Source organism: Pantoea sp. SGAir0430, assembly GCF_043549295.1.
The window spans coordinates 792,767-807,750 of sequence record NZ_CP039427.1; the positions used below are offsets into that span (position 1 = coordinate 792,767).

General features: G+C 56.2%; 19 protein-coding genes. 10 read left to right on the forward strand and 9 right to left on the reverse strand.

Features of this window, described 5'->3' with window-relative positions; genetic code table 11:
- Positions 1-62: 62 nt before the first annotated feature.
- Entirely contained in the window at positions 63-1,241 is a 1,179-nt protein-coding gene (gene purT / locus E7738_RS03825; protein WP_031280195.1) for a formate-dependent phosphoribosylglycinamide formyltransferase, read from the reverse strand.
- A 161-nt stretch (positions 1,242-1,402) separates the two neighbouring features.
- On the opposite strand from purT, the gene E7738_RS03830 reads away from it, so the two are divergent.
- Complete coding sequence (locus E7738_RS03830) at positions 1,403-2,044, forward strand: tellurite resistance TerB family protein (protein ID WP_394516117.1); 642 nt, start codon at positions 1,403-1,405, stop codon at positions 2,042-2,044.
- Between the two features lie 119 nt (positions 2,045-2,163).
- The gene (locus E7738_RS03835) at positions 2,164-4,227 is read left to right on the forward strand and encodes a prolyl oligopeptidase family serine peptidase (RefSeq protein WP_088518142.1); all 2,064 of its coding nucleotides are present in this window, start codon (positions 2,164-2,166) and stop codon (positions 4,225-4,227) included.
- On the opposite strand, the gene exoX is transcribed toward E7738_RS03835, so the two are convergent.
- Positions 4,221-4,889 (reverse strand): exodeoxyribonuclease X, encoded by a 669-nt coding sequence (gene exoX, locus E7738_RS03840; protein ID WP_104093225.1) that lies wholly within the window; start codon positions 4,887-4,889, stop codon positions 4,221-4,223. The genes E7738_RS03835 and exoX overlap by 7 nt on opposite strands.
- Positions 4,890-4,892: 3 nt before the next feature.
- Positions 4,893-5,123, reverse strand: coding sequence for a DNA polymerase III subunit theta (locus E7738_RS03845; RefSeq protein WP_010616356.1), 231 nt, complete (start codon positions 5,121-5,123; stop codon positions 4,893-4,895).
- A 153-nt stretch (positions 5,124-5,276) separates the two neighbouring features.
- Between E7738_RS03845 and copC the strand changes: the two genes are divergently transcribed.
- The 6 genes from copC to E7738_RS03875 all read left to right on the forward strand — a co-directional run bounded on the left by copC (position 5,277) and on the right by E7738_RS03875 (position 9,238).
- Complete coding sequence (copC, locus tag E7738_RS03850; RefSeq protein WP_058757520.1) at positions 5,277-5,654, forward strand: copper homeostasis periplasmic binding protein CopC; 378 nt, start codon at positions 5,277-5,279, stop codon at positions 5,652-5,654.
- A complete protein-coding gene (gene copD, locus E7738_RS03855; protein WP_211724382.1) occupies positions 5,654-6,535 on the forward strand; it encodes a copper homeostasis membrane protein CopD in 882 nt (293 codons plus the stop codon). The genes copC and copD overlap by 1 nt, the downstream gene beginning before the upstream one ends.
- A gap of 28 nt (positions 6,536-6,563) precedes the next feature.
- On the forward strand, positions 6,564-6,911 hold the full coding sequence (locus E7738_RS03860; RefSeq protein WP_031280196.1) for a YebY family protein: 348 nt from the start codon (positions 6,564-6,566) through the stop codon (positions 6,909-6,911).
- A gap of 1,559 nt (positions 6,912-8,470) precedes the next feature.
- Positions 8,471-8,683, forward strand: coding sequence for a transcription antiterminator/RNA stability regulator CspE (locus tag E7738_RS03865; protein ID WP_021510003.1), 213 nt, complete (start codon positions 8,471-8,473; stop codon positions 8,681-8,683).
- 20 nt (positions 8,684-8,703) lie between these two features.
- The gene (locus E7738_RS03870; protein ID WP_223815600.1) at positions 8,704-8,853 is read left to right on the forward strand and encodes a cold shock small protein YmcF; all 150 of its coding nucleotides are present in this window, start codon (positions 8,704-8,706) and stop codon (positions 8,851-8,853) included.
- 256 nt (positions 8,854-9,109) lie between these two features.
- The gene (locus E7738_RS03875; protein WP_256445323.1) at positions 9,110-9,238 is read left to right on the forward strand and encodes a hypothetical protein; all 129 of its coding nucleotides are present in this window, start codon (positions 9,110-9,112) and stop codon (positions 9,236-9,238) included.
- A gap of 110 nt (positions 9,239-9,348) precedes the next feature.
- Here the strand turns inward: E7738_RS03875 and E7738_RS03880 are convergent, their stop codons facing one another.
- The 4 genes from E7738_RS03880 to E7738_RS03895 form a co-directional block, all read right to left on the reverse strand.
- Positions 9,349-9,909, reverse strand: a complete 561-nt coding sequence (locus tag E7738_RS03880) for a diguanylate cyclase (protein ID WP_199189155.1) — start codon at positions 9,907-9,909, stop codon at positions 9,349-9,351.
- A 177-nt stretch (positions 9,910-10,086) separates the two neighbouring features.
- Positions 10,087-10,257, reverse strand: coding sequence for a hypothetical protein (locus tag E7738_RS03885; protein WP_058774586.1), 171 nt, complete (start codon positions 10,255-10,257; stop codon positions 10,087-10,089).
- A gap of 69 nt (positions 10,258-10,326) precedes the next feature.
- A complete protein-coding gene (locus E7738_RS03890; RefSeq protein ID WP_394516328.1) occupies positions 10,327-10,719 on the reverse strand; it encodes a YgiW/YdeI family stress tolerance OB fold protein in 393 nt (130 codons plus the stop codon).
- 75 nt (positions 10,720-10,794) lie between these two features.
- A complete protein-coding gene (locus tag E7738_RS03895) occupies positions 10,795-11,025 on the reverse strand; it encodes a hypothetical protein (RefSeq protein WP_394516118.1) in 231 nt (76 codons plus the stop codon).
- Positions 11,026-11,411: 386 nt separating this feature from the next.
- On the opposite strand from E7738_RS03895, the gene E7738_RS03900 reads away from it, so the two are divergent.
- Positions 11,412-11,582, forward strand: a complete 171-nt coding sequence (locus tag E7738_RS03900; RefSeq protein WP_165899336.1) for a hypothetical protein — start codon at positions 11,412-11,414, stop codon at positions 11,580-11,582.
- Positions 11,583-11,816: 234 nt separating this feature from the next.
- Here E7738_RS03900 and E7738_RS03905 read toward each other — a convergent pair whose 3' ends face one another.
- A complete protein-coding gene (locus E7738_RS03905; RefSeq protein WP_394516119.1) occupies positions 11,817-12,548 on the reverse strand; it encodes a class I SAM-dependent methyltransferase in 732 nt (243 codons plus the stop codon).
- Positions 12,549-12,799: 251 nt separating this feature from the next.
- Between E7738_RS03905 and E7738_RS03910 the strand changes: the two genes are divergently transcribed.
- A complete protein-coding gene (locus tag E7738_RS03910; RefSeq protein WP_394516329.1) occupies positions 12,800-13,447 on the forward strand; it encodes a metallophosphoesterase in 648 nt (215 codons plus the stop codon).
- A gap of 6 nt (positions 13,448-13,453) precedes the next feature.
- Here E7738_RS03910 and rsmF read toward each other — a convergent pair whose 3' ends face one another.
- Positions 13,454-14,878 carry a 16S rRNA (cytosine(1407)-C(5))-methyltransferase RsmF gene (rsmF, locus tag E7738_RS03915; RefSeq protein ID WP_150360568.1) on the reverse strand — a complete coding sequence of 475 codons (1,425 nt, stop codon included), beginning with the start codon at positions 14,876-14,878 and terminating at the stop codon, positions 13,454-13,456.
- Between the last annotated feature and the right edge of the window lie 106 nt (positions 14,879-14,984).

Here is a 14,984-nt window from a genome sequence, read left to right on the forward strand (position 1 = left end):
AGGCTACGCGGCAGCAATCCATCTTTACGGGTGGTGATGACAACGCTTCACCACCCGGGCAATCAGCCCTGAACCTGCACCGCCGCGGCGCTGGCAATGGCGCGAGCCACGGCATCATCGGTGCTGTCACCGGTCGCCAGCGCGACACCCAGACGGCGCTGCCCGGCAATTTCCGGCTTACCAAACAGGCGCAGCTGCAGACCCGCACCGAGTGCGGCTTCCACATTCACAAACTGCACGTTGTGGCTATCGAGCTGTGGCAGGATCACCGCCGAAGCAGCCGGTCCATACTGGCGAATGCCGCCAATCGGCAGGCCGAGGAACGCGCGCACGTGCAGCGCAAACTCAGAGAGATCCTGCGAAATCAGCGTCACCATACCGGTATCGTGCGGACGCGGAGAGACTTCGCTGAACACCACCTCGTCGCCGCACACAAACAGCTCCACGCCAAACAGGCCGTAACCGCCGAGCGCTTTCACCACGTTAGCGGCGATGTCCTGCGCGCGCTGCAGGGCCAGTTCGCTCATCTGCTGTGGCTGCCAGGATTCACGATAATCACCGTCTTCCTGACGGTGACCAATTGGCGCGCAGAAGTGGATGCCGTCCACCGCGCTGATGGTCAGCAGGGTGATTTCAAAATCGAACTTCACGACGCCCTCGACGATCACCCGGCCCGCGCCCGCGCGTCCGCCTTGCTGCGCGTAATCCCAGGCGTGATCCAGCTGGCTGGCTTCGCGAATGAAGCTCTGGCCTTTACCGGAGGAGCTCATTACCGGTTTCACGATGCAGGGAAAACCGATCTCGTGCGCGGCCGCGACGAAACGCGCTTTGCTATCCGCAAACTGATAGGTTGAGGTCGGTAACGCCAGCTCTTCTGCCGCCAGACGGCGAATGCCTTCGCGGTTCATGGTCAGACGTGCAGCACGGGCCGTCGGCACCACTTTTTGCCCCTGCGCTTCCAGCTCCAGCAGTTTTTCGGTGGCGATGGCTTCAATTTCCGGCACCACAAAGTGGGGCTGCTCCTGCGCAATCAGCGCCGCCAGTGCGTCACCGTCCAGCATGTTAATGACGTGGCTGCGATGCGCAACGTGCATCGCCGGGGCATCGGCATAGCGATCGACAGCGATCACTTCCACCCCGAGACGCTGACACTCCAGCGCCACCTCTTTGCCCAATTCACCTGAACCTAACAGCATGACACGCGTTGCGGCAGGTCGCAGCGCGGTTCCGAGAGTCGTCATAATTTCACCTTAGCAGTCAAAATGCGCGCGCAGTATAAACGAAAACGTTTGCGTACTCACGCATTGCGCACGTCTGGCTTTGCCATACTTTGCCGGCTCTGACGTTAACTGACACAGCGTGCGGCAGCATAGTGAGCGGAAACTTAAACAGGAGTTAAACGATGAGTAACTGGCTGCAGCAAATTCAATCGGTTCTGGCAAAGAAGGGCGGTGACGGCACATCAGGCGGCCTGAGCGATATGCTGGCACCCGGCGCGCTGGGTGGCCTGGCGGGTTTACTGGTTGCCAGCAAATCGTCGCGCAAGCTGTTAACCAAATACGGCGGCACCGCGCTGCTGGTCGGCGGCGGGGCGGCGGCAGGCGCGGTGCTGTGGAATAAATACAAGCAGCGCGTGCGGGAAACCCATCAGGATGAACCTGCGTTTGGCCAGCTGCAGACGCCGCTCGACCAGCGCGCGGAGCGACTGGTAACCGCGCTGGTGTTTGCTGCGAAAAGCGACGGGCACATTGACGATCGCGAGCGCACGGCCATCGAGCAGAATATCCATCAGGCCGGTTACGGTGCGCAGGCGGAAGCGCTGATTCAGCAGGCAATGAACCGTCCACTCGATCCGCAGTGGCTGGCCGCCGACGTGAAAAACGAAGAGGAAGCGCTGGAGCTCTATTTCCTCAGCTGCGCGGCGATCGATGTTGATCATTTCATGGAACGCAGTTACCTCTCCGCGCTCGGCGATGCGCTAAAAATTCCGCAGGACGTGCGCGACGGTATTCAGCGCGACATCGCGGCGGAAAAAGCGGCCTGAGTCACGCCGGAGGCGGTTGCGGCGGCCTCCGGTTACACTTCGCGTGCGTTTCCGGCTTGGCTTCCTCTGCCAGAAGTGCCACGCTTGCAGGATGTCGTCTTTCAGGGAGAAACTCTGTAATGAATCAGCCGCAAGCGAAAAAAATCCCCCACCACATGACGTTACACGGCGAAACGCGCACCGATAACTATTTCTGGCTGCGTGATGATGACCGGCAAAACCCCGAGGTACTGGCTTATCTGGAGGCGGAAAACCGCTACGGTAAAGCGATGATGGCTTCTCAGGATGCGCTGCAGGATCGGGTACTGAAAGAGATCATCGATCGGCTGCCGGCGCAGGACCATTCGGTACCGTACGTTAAACGCGGCTATCGCTATCAAAGCCGTTACGAAGCTGGCAATGAGTACGCGGCCTATTTCCGCCAGCCGGTGGATGCGCCCGCCGACCAGCCGTGGCAGCTGCTGTTAGATGGCAACCAGCGCGCCGCGCACAGTGACTTTTACACCATGGGCACGCTGGATATCAGCCCGGATAACCAGGTGATGGCGCTGGCGGAAGATTTTTTATCGCGCCGCCAGTACGGCATCCGCTTTCGTAACCTCAACAGCGGCAGCTGGTATCCGGAGGTGCTGCGCGACGCGTCCTCCAGCGTGGCGTGGGCCAACGACTCACGCACCCTCTACTACGTACGCAAGCATCCGAAAACGCTGCTGGCTTATCAGGTGTGGCGTCACGAACTGGGGCATCCGCAGTCGGAAGATCAGCTAGTGTATGAAGAGCAGGATGAGTCTTTCCACCTCAGCGTGCATAAAACCACCTCGGAACACTTCATCCTGATCGCGCTGTTCAGCACAACTACCAGTGAAATTCTGCTGATTGACGCGGAATATCCGGACGCACAGCCACAGGTGTTTTGTCCGCGGCGGCGCGATCATGAATACAGCATCGATCACTATGATCACCAATTCTTCATTCGCTCCAACCGCGACGGCAAAAATTTCGGCCTGTACCGCAGCGCGTGGCTGGCTGAAGATCGCTGGCAAACCCTGATTCCGCCGCGCGACCACGTAGTGATGGAAGATTTCCAGCTGTTTCGTAACTGGCTGGTGGTCGAAGAGCGCCAGCGCGGAGTAAATACTCTGCGCCAGATTAACTGGGCCAGCGGCGAGAGTTACGGTATTGCCTTTGACGATCCGGCCTATGTCACCTGGCTGGCCTACAACCCCACGCCGGAAAGTGACACGCTGCGTTACGGCTACTCGTCGATGACGACGCCGACTACACTGTTCGAACTGAACATGGAGACCGGCGAGCGGCGCATTCTCAAGCAAACCCCGGTGCCGGGCTTTGACTCTGCCGACTACAAAAGTGAACACCTGTGGATCACGGTGCGCGACGGCACGGAAGTGCCGGTCTCACTGGTTTATCACCGTAAACACTTTCAGCGCGGCGCCAATCCGCTGCTGGCGTACGGCTACGGCGCGTATGGCAGCAGCATGGAGGCCAGCTTCGGCACCAGCCGCATCAGTTTGCTGGAGCGCGGTTTCATCTACGCGATTATCCACGTGCGCGGCGGCGGCGAGCTGGGCCAGCAGTGGTATGACGATGGCCGGCTGCAACATAAAATGAACAGCTTCACCGACTTCATTGATGTCACTGAAGCGCTGGTAGCGAAAGGCTACGGTAACCCGCAGCAGCTGTACGCCATGGGCGGCAGTGCCGGGGGCTTGCTGATGGGCGGTGTGCTGAATATGGCGCCGCAGCTGTTTCACGGCGTGATCGCTCAGGTGCCGTTTGTCGATGTGGTCACGACCATGCTCGATCCGTCGATTCCGCTGACTACCGGTGAATATGATGAGTGGGGCAATCCGGAGCAGGCGGAATTCTATCGCTACATCCGCCAGTACAGCCCGTATGACAACGTGACAGCGCAGGCGTATCCGCACCTGCTGGTGACCACCGGGCTGCACGATTCGCAGGTACAGTACTGGGAACCGGCGAAGTGGGTGGCAAAGCTGCGTGAGCTGCGCACCAACGATGCGCTGCTGTTACTCTGCACCGATATGGATTCCGGCCACGGCGGCAAATCAGGACGTTATAAATCCTATGAAGGCGTGGCGCAGGAGTTCACTTTCCTGATCGCCCTGGCGCAGGGTACGCTGCCGCCGCGCAGCGATTACTGAGAGTCCTTAACGTATTTGCGCAGCGTCTGCCGCAGCGGCGCGCGCAAATCACGTACATTTTCCAGTACCCAGCGCAGATAGCCCGGATCTTTACGCGCGATGCTGCCGATGCTCTGACCACGATATTTACCAAACGGGAACACTTCGTCGCTGACCGGCGCCGGCTGGCAGCGACTCACCATCTCGCTGGCGCTCCAGCCGGAGGTTTCCATAATGCGGATCAGTAGCGCGGCGGTGACGTAGCAATCGTACAGCGCGCGGTGCGCGTGCAGATCATCCGGCGGCGACACCTCAAGTTTGAGGCTGTGGCGCAGCGCCTGATTACCGTATTTAATGCCCGGCCACAGCTGGCGCGCCAGCGTCATGGTGCAGATCCATTCGCCCGGCATCGTCGGCAGCATGCGCCGGTCAAAGCTGGCGTTATGCGCCACATAGTGCGGGCTACCGTGATAGCGGCCAATCGCCTCTTCGATGGTCGGCTTGCCCACCACCATGGCTTCAGTGATGCGGTGCACCGCCATCGCCTGACGACTGATGGGCCGGTCCGGGCAGATCAGATCGCTCATCGGATTGACGATCTGGCCGTCAATGACATCCACCGACGCCACTTCCACCACGCCGCCCTGCAGGCCACAGGTTTCCGTATCGATTACGCGTAACATAAATTATTTCTGCTTAGGTTCGTAGGGCAGGCGGGAGAGGCTGAGCGATGCCTGTCGATAGGCCATCAGGCGCTGACGGAACCAGTCGCGCAGCGCTTCCGGCTGCTCGCGCTCCACCATCTCGGCGATCACCGGCATGTTATAGCGCTCTTTAAACGCCACGCCAGCGGCGGCGAGATCGACGTTTACTTTGTCTTTCTCTTCCTGCGACAGCAGGGCAAGGTTTTGGCTCATGCTTTTCTCCTGATAAACAGGGGCAAAAATAATGGTTTCGCCCTGCTGGATCAAGGGAATTGGATCGCACCGCAAGTCTCGACAGCCTAAAAGCAGCGGCGTATCCTGCTGCCACATTTGCGGCGCAGTGCCGCAGTTAAAAGGGAAGACGTGATGATGAAAACTGCATCCAGGCGCGTTATCGCGCTACTGCTGGCGGGCGCGACGCTGGGCTTCAGCCAGCTGGCTCTGGCACATGCCCACCTGAAAGCCCCGGTGCCGGCGGACAACGCCGTGGTGGAGCGCGCGCCGCAGCAACTCACCCTGACATTCACCGAAGATATTGAACCGGCATTCAGCGGCGTGGAAATGATCAACGCGCAGCAGCAACCGGTGGCGCTGGAGAAAGCCCAGCTGAATCCGCAGCAGCACGATCAGCTGATTGTGCCGATCGCCCAGCCGCTGGCGTCGGGCCATTATCAGGTCAACTGGCACGTGCTGTCAGTGGACGGCCACAAAACCAAAGGTAGCTACAGCTTCAGCGTGAAGTAATGAGTCTTAACGCGTTCTGGATCGGCCTGCGGGCGCTGCATTTTCTGGCGCTGTTTCTGCTGACCGGCAGTGCATTTTATACCGCGCTGCTGGCGCCGGCGCGCTACCGACCGGTGCTGACACAGCGCTGGCGGCGGCTAATGGGATACAGCGCCGTGCTGAGTTTACTCAGTGCGCTGTTGATGCTGGCGGCGCAGACCGGGCTGATGAGCGGCGACTGGCGCAGCATCACCAGCATCGACGTCTGGCTGGCGGTGCTGGGCACGCGCTTCGGCGCGGTGTGGCGCTGGGTTATCCTGTTTGCCCTGCTCAGCACGCTGGCGCTGCGCCTGCGTGGTAATCTGCGCCAGCAGGCGTTACTGGCGACTGCGCTGTTGCAGCTGGTGGCACTGGCGGGCGTCGGCCATGCGGCGATGCGCGATGGCATGCCGGGACTGCTGCAGCAGGGGAATCATGCGCTGCACCTGATCGCGGCCGCCTTCTGGGCCGGTGGTCTGCTGCCGCTACTGCTATTGATGCGCGAGGCGCGTAACATTGCCTGGCGCACCGATGCCATTCGCAGCATGATGCGCTTTTCACGCTATGGTCATCTGGCCGTGGCGCTGGCGATTGTTACCGGCACGGTCAACAGTCTGCTGATTGCCGGTACGCCGCTCAACTGGACCGCCACGCTGTGGAGCGAGCTGCTGGTGAGCAAAGCGTTGCTGGTGGCACTGATGGTGCTGATTGCGCTGCTTAATCGCTATCTGCTGGTGCCGCGTTTTCGCCTGGCCGCCAGCCGGGCACCGAAACTTTTTATCCGTCTGACGCAGCTCGAGCTGCTGCTGGCGTTGATTGTTATCGGGCTGGTAAGCGTGTTTGCCACGCTTTCGCCGGCCTGAATCTGTTAAAAGATGAGATGAGGTCGAGATTTTGCTGAAGAAACTGATTCCAGCTGGGTTACTGATGGCGTTGTGTAGCCAGGCGTTCGCCGGGCAGATTATCACCGTCAGCCGTTTTGAAATTGGCAAAGATAAGTGGCCGTTCACCCGTGAAGAGGTGATGCTGACCTGCGAGAAAGATGGCGCGCTGTTTGCCATCAACCCCAGCACACTGCTGCAGTATCCGCTCAATGATAAAGCGCTGGCGCGCGGCAATGCAGGGCAGGGCACATTGCAGTCCATCGATACCATCCTCGCCGCCGATAAAGCGCATCCGGGACAAAAAATGAGCCTGCAGCCGATCGTCGATCGCGCCCAGCAACTGTGCGGTAAATAATCCCTGCATTTTCAGGCGTAGCGCACATTTTTGCCGCTGCGCCTGCCAGCCGTTAGTGCCAGCGCGATCACAGAGTTGGCAGCTTTTGCCGGCGGCGTAGCCCGCTGGCTGGAAAATCACCGATGCTGGTCTACCTTTAAAAGGCAAGGCGTCCTCGCCTGCAAAAATGCCAACTTTTAGCGCACGGCTCTCAACGAGCCATTTCCCTGGACCCGATACAGGAATCGTATTGGGTCTTTTTTTATCTATATGTTATTAAAGGATATTTTTCAGGCCTGTGCGAAGATGTCCGAAAATTTTCCGAAATATTCATACTCAGGTTAAATCATCACGTATTCCTGACCGCGTCAATCCCGATACTTTTTGGTCCTGGACATGTTCTTATAGCCTGGCAACCTTTGCGCAAAATTTCCCTAATTCTCCGCTGCGTATAAGCGGCATGTATTTTACTGGCACCAGACTTTTAAACGCTACTTATCGCTCCTGAATGCCAACCATTCTGCCCAGCAATTTTTAGGGTCTATATCCCGATAGCCGCGGCTCTCCGCCATCGCCAACGCAGTTTCACTATCCAGACTGAGAGCTGTCGCATCGTCTCTGATGCTATTTACTTCATCCTCAGTCAGTGGGCTGCCTTTCTTACTCTCCCTGCTAAGCAGAAGCGTGATAAGCGGGGGAACAAAAATTATGCTCATTTATACGCATCCTTATGATAAATCGGGTTGGTGTGCAGATTCTGTGTTTTTCTTAGCTTCATAATTTCGTTGTATATTTATCATCCTGATGTAAAAGTCGTACAGCTCCTTAAGCGTCTTCCGGTTCATTTCATCAGGCAACGGTTCCTGCAACTTAAAGATAAAACGGGTCAATGCCGCGCGGACACAGCAGCGCGATACTTCTGTAATGCTCCGGGTAAAGCATGGCATGAAAGATTGCATTGAAGTAAGTTTTTTATTGTCTCAAGCTACATTATTTCTGTGCTAAGCGATTGTTGCAATTCAAAATTGCTTTCAGGCAAGCGGTGAAACGCGACGTTGCCGGTCGCTATAGCATCAGCACCTTCAACCTCATCAAAGAACTTGACCGCCTGAGCTGGCATTAAACACTGCGGGCTGCCAATCAGTGGATCGAGATGCACACCACGGTGCTCCGAGACATCATCACCACAGTAAAACTCTGAACGTCATGGACATCTGCTCTTTATCAGATAAAATGACAGTCGTGGCCGCAGCAAAATAATTATTTTAAATGCCTGAGGCTTTCAGAGATTAAAATAGTGACTGATTCTATCCACTTAAAACTTTAAACGCAGAGCATTCACCGTTTCGTTACGCCTTTAATTGGCCATTAAATTTTATTAGCGCTTGTGTTTACCCGCCAGACGTGCGTTAATACATCTCCGGTCTGATAAGCAGACAGTCCCATAGTTAGTTCGTTTTGTATCTCTCATCTGTGTTAGTGCCTTTCCTGTGCCTTTCTCTTTGAGTTTTATCTCAGGTTCTGATGTGTCGCTGCGGTTCAGCCTCTAATGCCATATGGCTCATTATCAAGGTATAAACATGTCAAATAAAATGCTCGGTACAGTAAAATGGTTCAACGCTGAGAAAGGTTTCGGCTTCATTTCTCCGGAAGACGGCAGCAAAGACGTTTTCGTCCATTTCTCTGCCATTCAGGGAACTGACTTCCGCTCACTCGATGACGGTCAGAAAGTTGAATTCTCTGTGGAAAACGGCCCTAAAGGTCCGTCAGCTGTTAACGTTACAGGTCTCTGATTATTACAGTAATTAATGCTATGAGATGCCCACAATGTCAGGGCTCTCAGTATCGCCAGTCCGTTTTTGACAGGAACAGGCAAAACCCACTCGGCGCAAAATGTATTTTTTGTAAGTCGATTATGATTGCCATCGCCTCGTCGTTGTATGTGATGAAAGAAGCGAATTAATTCAGTTGTGTTATTCATGTGGCGAAATAAATTAATAACCACACCTGATGACTAACGCAGCGAGTACCCTATTATTGGTCACCTTCGGGTGGCCTTTTTTGTTTATCGCGTTAGCCGAGGGCAGGCGATAAGCAAAGCGTTAACCCATAACTAATTTACTTCTTACGCTTAATTCACAGATGCGTGATAAACCCGCCGGGCTGAAGGATAACGCAACTAAAATAGTTATTACCCAATGTGGGGTATGGAGGTGCTTATGTCAGAACGACCCGATGATGTCACTCCGCTGCCTGATGATGCGCAGGTACCCGGCGAAGAGCCGCTTGATGACGATGATGATACCGACACCGGATTGCCTGAAGACGATGGGCAAAAACCGATCTAATCGATAAACCTCCCGCGGGAGGTTTTTTTATCATGTGGGTATTGGCTGTGGTGGAATCAATAGCTTCCCCAATCATCCACATTTCCATTCAGCGCGGTGGTTTATGCTGTTCACGTTGAGGCGTTTTTCTTCGCGCGCCGGGTACGCAGATATTCTTCCAGATAAGGCAGCAGTTCAAACACCACGATTGCGCACAGTACGCCAATAATATAACCCTGCGGCAGCGGATCGGCACGCAGCGTAAGAGTAAGCCGGGGCGTTTCATTGCCAGCCCCAAACAGCGCGAGAAATTGCGGCCAGTGACGGGAGATCACCAGTAGCAGCGCCATCAGCGGCACCATTTCGAGAAAACTGTGGATGTGTTGTTCGACCGGCGTCACTTTTCTGCTTTTCACTGCATAGCTGACGTCCCATAACGCAGTGGCTTCATGACAAAAAAACAGCACGATCATTAGCGCAATAATCAGCGCATTCACCTCAAGAAATAATGCCAGCAGCAGCGGAGTGCCCATCTCCAGAAACATTAAAATATGTATCCACGTCTCTTTAACGCCGGAGGTGTGCTCTATTTCGGTTGCGCGATGACAAAGCCAGTCGGCAAAACCAGCAATAAGCCAAACCGGTAAGACAAAATAGAGTAACAGCAACATCTGTGGATCAAGACTGTGCATCAGCATATCCTATATTTCAGCGTAATAACCAAGCATAGCTATGAAAAATTAATCAGGATAATGGCGGTGAACTTTAATTAAGCCAGACGTAAAAATGCCGCCGGGAATAAAACCAGGCGGCAATGAGGACGATAAATTTTCAGGGCAGGGCGTGATAAGTGCTGATGCCGCTAACAGTCAGGCCTGCGGCTGACCTACCGGCCCCTTACTCATTGGACCGCCGGGCACCGGTTGTTCTGCAGGGACATTAGGGCGTCCGTCCGGACCAATTGGCCGTTCAGGTTGCTGACAGCCAGCCAGCGCGGTCAGGGTGGAGAGGATTAACAGACTGGCAAACAGGCTCTTCATGCGATGATTTCCTGCGAAGGGAAAGATAACGTCCGCCGCACACGCGACGGCGGACCGGACAATAATGCATTAAGGTTCTTCAATACGTGCAACATCGACGCGGGTATTTTCGCCCCGGCCATACACTTTGCCGCTTACCCGTACCTGATCCTCAGCGTTATAGGTTTTGCCTTTGAAGGTATCGGCAGCGGCTTTAATAGTGATGGTGCCGGTGCTGTCACGAAACTGATAATTATCACCGCTTAACTTTTTAACGATATAACCTTCCAGCGTGACATAGCCGCCCTGACGAAAATCCCGAATCTGTTCGATATGTGTCTGGCCGGTATCTTCAGAACCTTTATAACCGGCGTCCTGTTGTTTCTGCGGCGGCGGGGTTTTACCGCCCTCAAAGCCGCCCTGTTCAGCGATAGCGCTCAGACTAAACACCATCAGCAGTGACGCCAGTACCGTTTTTTTCATCATAATCATTCCCTCTTGATTGCAACATTCCACAATGACTTAAGCCTGGCACAGGATCGCGCATCGCGGGAGCCGTTACGCTGAATCGTTATTTAGCACGCTGGCCGGAATGTCGATGCGATCGCCCAGCGACCAGCGTTTCTGCCCCAGCACGCGCTGCGGCGTGGTGTCCGGTACGTTGAAATAGTAACCGGCGGCGCCGTTATCGTCGGGCTGCGCTTCGAACAGCGTGTCCGGACGGATGCCCATATCATTGAGGTCCTCGTCGCTTAACGCAAGGTAGGTGGCTAATGCAGACTGGCTCATGGCTTTCCTCCTGTCTTATGGGTACGTATTCAGTTAAGCATCGATTGGTATTTATGCCATCGGCTGCGCTTATTGCAGGCGGTGATGATTTGACGAACGCCAGATGCTGTTCTTGACTGAGTCGTACAGGCATTAAATTGAGGTTGCTACCATGACTGAGCTATTCCATATTATTTCCGTCGGTACCCTTGTTGCCGGACTTTATTTGCTCAATTAGCGCATTTATTAAGCGCGATAACATTGCGTGAGATAATACACAAGTGACGTTGTCACATGTGATGCATTGTTATGCTGGATTCAACACAGCGGATATTTGCAGCAGCCAGCCACAGCGAAAAATGGTATAACAGGGCGCATTGATTGATGGCCGCTTAACAGGATTTCGCATGGCAGCAAATACACACTATCTTCTCTGGGTAATGATTGGCACGCTCACCATTCTGAGCATTTTTATCGGCGCGATTGTCGGTCAGGCCAAAACGCCGCGCACCGGATTGCTGACCTTTGCCGGTTTGTTTGTCGGTTTTATGCTGGCGATCTTTTTAATCACGCGTTAGGCATAGATTGGCCATAGCAGTAGTGTGATTGTGATATGCACCGTTGACTCAGCCAGACAGCGTGCCAGATCAATAGTTGAGAATGATAGTTAATATCATTTAACTTGTTCGGAATAATCTTAAGCGCTACAGTAGGTGCCGTCCCTTACAGAGCTAACACCTTGATTGAGTGCCGGAGATAAGCGCCGGGGGGAATTTTCACAGGGCTGCAGGATGCAGCCACTGCTGAAAACCTTACAGCGGCCTGCGCGCCGCCAGCAAAAACAGCATCGGACGCTCGCGCTCCTCGTCCAGCGCCGGATTCTCCGCTACCTGCTGTACATCCGGACCCCACTCATCCAGCCGTTCAATCACCAGACCGGCGGCAATCAGCGCATTGATCCACGTTGCCAGCTTGCGGTGCTGCTTCTTCACGCCAGCGGCAAACCAGTTGCTGACCCGTTCCCCTTCCTGCTGATACTGATTGACTGGCCAGCTGCGCTGCCCGGCATCATCAATGATCCACTCCTGCTGACGCGGAGCGGTATAAATCGGGTGCTCGCATGAAAACACCAGCGCGCCGCCGGGACGTAACGCATGAAAGATCGTGGCAAACAGGGCGTCGATATGGCTGAGATAGTGCAGCGCCAGTGAACTGTACACCACGTCAAAAGTGCTGCTGAGCTGCAGGGTTTCGAGATCAGCGCGCTGGTAAGTGATGCCGGGACGATCGGTCATGGCAGCGGCCTGCGCCAGCATTTTTTCTGACACATCCAGCCCCACAACTTCACGCGCGCCTTGCTGCTGCGCGTAACGACAAAACCAGCCGTAGCCGCAGCCCAAATCCAGCACGCGCTGGTCACGCAGTTCAGGCAGCATTGCCCGCAGCGCGGGCCACTCGGGCGCGCCGTCCAGTCCGTTGACCGAACGCGGCAGGGTGGCGTAGCCAGCAAAAAAATCGGGGTTATCGTAGATATTCTGACTCATGGCGACTCCTTTCAGTAAGACGCAAAGGAGTGTAAGCGTTTAGCGCGGTATGAAACACCGCTCAGCCAACAAAAAGCAGATGCACCAGGCGCGCGAGCGACTCCAGCAGTAGCAGGCTGCCAATAAAAATCATCACGAGGATGCCAACAAACTGTTTCCGACTGCTCACGCTGATGCCTCCGCGGCTACCCCTCACCGGACTATACTTTATGCCGGGTTTACTAAACTTCCAGTCAACCGGGGCAGATTACATGTTTTATCAGACGCTGCGTGCAAATAACTGGCGCAATATTTGGGTGGTCGGTGATTTGCACGGCTGCCGCGCGCAGCTTGATGCGCAGCTGCTGCGGCAGGGCTTTGATCGGCAACAGGATCTGCTGCTATCGGTCGGGGATTTAATCGACCGCGGGCCGGACAGCCTTGGCTGTCTGCAACTGCTGGAAGAGCCGTGGTTCCGCTGCGTGCGCGGTAATCACGAGCAGATGGCGCTCGATGCGCTGCAGGGCGACGATCCGATGCTGTGGATGATGAACGGCGGGGACTGGTTCTGGCAGCTGAGCGGTGCGCGGCTGATTGCCGCGCGTCATGCGCTGAAGCGCTGTGCCGAACTGCCGCTGATATTACATCTGCAATTCGAGGAGCGCGTCATCGTCATTGCTCATGCTGACTATCCTGCCAGTGCCTATGCACTGGGACAGGATGTCGACTGGCATCAGGTCGTCTGGAGCCGCGACCGGCTCGCTCGCCATCAGCGCGGTCGTTCGCAGCCGATCGCCGGTGCCAGTGCGTTCTACTTTGGCCACACGCCGCTGGAGCAGTCGCTTAACGCCGCGAATCAGCACTACATTGATACCGGCGCGGTATTTGGCAACAGGCTGACGCTGGTGCAATTGCAGTAATGCATGTTAGCGGAACAGCCGGCCGTCGCGCACCAGTTCACGCGGATAGCTGTTTTTGACGCGGCTTCCGACGCGTTTCGCCAGGCCCAGCGGCTGCTGCTGGTAAGTGACAATCACTTCATCGCGCGCGGGCGGCGTGTCGGGATGGATATCCTGACCGCGATACCAGCTTTCCGCCTGCGCTTCGTCCAGTTCGAACGCCAGCGCGCTGTCCGGTTGCGCCAGCGCCACCACCGCTTCATGCTGCCAGCGAAAGCCTTTCGGGAAGGTTTCCGCCAGTTTGAGACCAATACGCGAGAAACGCACTTTGCTGAGCCAGCTCTCCAGCGCCGCCGGGAACAGCCACAGCTCTTTGTCGCGCTGCCACAGCGTCAGGCTCTCATCCCAATGCAGTCCCACCTTGTGCGCGGCCTGCGCCACCTCCGCCACCAGCTTGCGGCTGGCGGGTGAGAAGGGCAGCTTACCGAGTTTGTAGGTCGGTGCCGGCAATGGCGGCACGCTGGCAGTTTTGCGCAGCCGCGCGACGAAAAAGCCTTCGCTGTCGTAGATATGCGGAAACACGTGCAGGAAGCCTTCCGGCGTCAGCGCGCGTTCGGCGCCAGCGAACAAATCGTTGAGCGGCACAATTTCCAGCGCCTGCGGATAGCGCTGCTGCAGCCAGGCAATCACCTGCTGGTTTTCGATGGTATTGAGCGTACAGGTCGAGTAAATCAGCGTGCCGCCCGGTTGCAGCGCGTGAAAAGCGCTGTCGAGTAAATCGCGCTGGGTGGCGGCGATGGCCTCGGTGCTGGCCAGCGTCCAGTTGCGCAGCGCGTCAGCATCTTTCCGTACCACGCCTTCGCCGGAGCAGGGCGCATCCAGCAGTATGGCATCGAACTGTTCCGGCAGCGCGGCACCAAAGACGCGCCCGTCAAAATGGGTCAGCGCCACATTGCTGACGCCGCAGCGGCTGATATTGGCATGCAGCACTTTCACCCGGCTGGCGGAGTATTCATTGGCGAGGATCGCGCCCTGATTGCGCATCAGTGCGGCCATCTGCGTGGTTTTAGAGCCTGGCGCAGCGGCCACATCCATCACCTGGCGGGCATCCGGCGCGGCGTCAAACAGCGCGCTGACCGGCAGCATTGAGCTGGCTTCCTGAATATAGAACAGACCGCTGAGGTGTTCCGCGACGCTGCCGAGCGGCAGCGATTCGTCATCACGCGCAATCCAGAAGCCTTCCCGACACCACGGAATCGGCGTCAGCTGCCAGCCGTAGCCCGCCACGCGCGTGAGAAAATCCTCCACGCTGATTTTCAGCGTATTGACGCGCAGACTGCGGCGTAGTGGCTGCTGACTGATGGCGAGAAAGCGTTCGAGTTCGGCCTCGTCGGCCAGGCTGGCGCGCATCAGCGCGAGAAAATCTTCAGGAAAACGATCGGACACGGATATCTACCGGACTAACAAAGTGAGGGCGAAGTGTAACGCTGAGCCCGGCTCAGGTACAGCCGTGCGCAATATCCCTGACGCAAATAAGTCGGGCAGCCCGCAGGCTGCC

Coding starts and splice junctions, on each gene's coding strand:
- purT (WP_031280195.1), bottom strand. CDS start 1,241: ATGACGACTCTCGGAACCGCGCTGCGACCTGCCGCAACGCGTGTCATG.
- E7738_RS03830 (WP_394516117.1), top strand. CDS start 1,403: ATGAGTAACTGGCTGCAGCAAATTCAATCGGTTCTGGCAAAGAAGGGC.
- E7738_RS03835 (WP_088518142.1), top strand. CDS start 2,164: ATGAATCAGCCGCAAGCGAAAAAAATCCCCCACCACATGACGTTACAC.
- exoX (WP_104093225.1), bottom strand. CDS start 4,889: ATGTTACGCGTAATCGATACGGAAACCTGTGGCCTGCAGGGCGGCGTG.
- E7738_RS03845 (WP_010616356.1), bottom strand. CDS start 5,123: ATGAGCCAAAACCTTGCCCTGCTGTCGCAGGAAGAGAAAGACAAAGTA.
- copC (WP_058757520.1), top strand. CDS start 5,277: ATGATGAAAACTGCATCCAGGCGCGTTATCGCGCTACTGCTGGCGGGC.
- copD (WP_211724382.1), top strand. CDS start 5,654: ATGAGTCTTAACGCGTTCTGGATCGGCCTGCGGGCGCTGCATTTTCTG.
- E7738_RS03865 (WP_021510003.1), top strand. CDS start 8,471: ATGTCAAATAAAATGCTCGGTACAGTAAAATGGTTCAACGCTGAGAAA.
- E7738_RS03870 (WP_223815600.1), top strand. CDS start 8,704: ATGAGATGCCCACAATGTCAGGGCTCTCAGTATCGCCAGTCCGTTTTT.
- E7738_RS03875 (WP_256445323.1), top strand. CDS start 9,110: ATGTCAGAACGACCCGATGATGTCACTCCGCTGCCTGATGATGCGCAG.
- E7738_RS03880 (WP_199189155.1), bottom strand. CDS start 9,909: ATGCACAGTCTTGATCCACAGATGTTGCTGTTACTCTATTTTGTCTTA.
- E7738_RS03885 (WP_058774586.1), bottom strand. CDS start 10,257: ATGAAGAGCCTGTTTGCCAGTCTGTTAATCCTCTCCACCCTGACCGCG.
- E7738_RS03890 (WP_394516328.1), bottom strand. CDS start 10,719: ATGAAAAAAACGGTACTGGCGTCACTGCTGATGGTGTTTAGTCTGAGC.
- E7738_RS03895 (WP_394516118.1), bottom strand. CDS start 11,025: ATGAGCCAGTCTGCATTAGCCACCTACCTTGCGTTAAGCGACGAGGAC.
- E7738_RS03900 (WP_165899336.1), top strand. CDS start 11,412: ATGGCAGCAAATACACACTATCTTCTCTGGGTAATGATTGGCACGCTC.
- E7738_RS03905 (WP_394516119.1), bottom strand. CDS start 12,548: ATGAGTCAGAATATCTACGATAACCCCGATTTTTTTGCTGGCTACGCC.
- E7738_RS03910 (WP_394516329.1), top strand. CDS start 12,800: ATGTTTTATCAGACGCTGCGTGCAAATAACTGGCGCAATATTTGGGTG.